Source organism: Asaia sp. SF2.1, assembly GCF_000505765.1.
Classification (GTDB): Bacteria; Pseudomonadota; Alphaproteobacteria; order Acetobacterales; family Acetobacteraceae; genus Asaia; species Asaia bogorensis.
Genome location: NZ_AYXS01000049.1, coordinates 109,417 through 110,219 on the forward strand (window position 1 = coordinate 109,417; position 803 = coordinate 110,219).

At 64.1% G+C, this 803-nt stretch carries 1 pseudogene; it reads left to right on the forward strand.

Annotated elements, in window-relative coordinates:
* Nucleotides 1–641, forward strand: a pseudogene (locus P792_RS34105) (pyridine nucleotide-disulfide oxidoreductase); the annotation flags it as partial.
* Nucleotides 642–803: the final 162 nt, after the last annotated feature.

The following is an 803-nucleotide window of genomic DNA, read 5'->3' on the forward strand; positions in this document are numbered from 1 at the left end:
AAGGGTTGTTTGCGGGAGCGCAAATCCACTCCTCCCATTACCACAACGCGGTACCCTTTGCCGGTCGCCGTGTGCTCGTGCTGGGCGGGGGCAACTCCGGTGCGCAGATTATGGCGGAACTGTCGCTTGTCGCCCAGGCAACATGGGTCACGCTGCATGATCCCGTCTTCCTGCCCGATGACGTGGACGGACGAGTCCTGTTCGAGCGGGCGACCGCTCGCGTTCTCGGCGGCCCGTCGGCCATGCCCACTGGCGGCTTTGGCGATATCGTCATGGTACCACCCGTGCGCGCCGCCAGGGAGCGAGGCGCGCTCCACGCGGTGCGCCCGTTTGTGCGGATGACGGCTACGGGCGTCGTCTGGCCCGATGGCCAGGAAGAGGCCATTGACGCGATCATCTGGTGTACCGGCTTCCGACCCGCGCTTGGTGCATTTGCGCCGCTCGACGTGATCGAGCCGGACGGGCTGATCCGCGTTGACGGCCAGCAGGCCATCAGGGAGCCACGTCTCTGGCTGCTGGGTTATGGCTCCTGGTGCGGCCCCGCATGCGCCACCCTGCTGGGGGCGGGCCGTGTCGCGAGATCCATGGTCCGGCAACTGGCGGCCTGGCTTGCGTCGCCAACACAGGATGTCCGTTTGTAGAAAACTTGAAGGTCTTCATTCTATGATCAGGATGAGGGCGGAAGACGGCATGGAGATAATGCCCTATTATATGCCGACACGTCTGCCATGTTTACCCACGCGACAGCCGCCATCCCTTCACGAGAGCATAGAGCGCCGGAATAACCAGCAGGGTCAGCACGG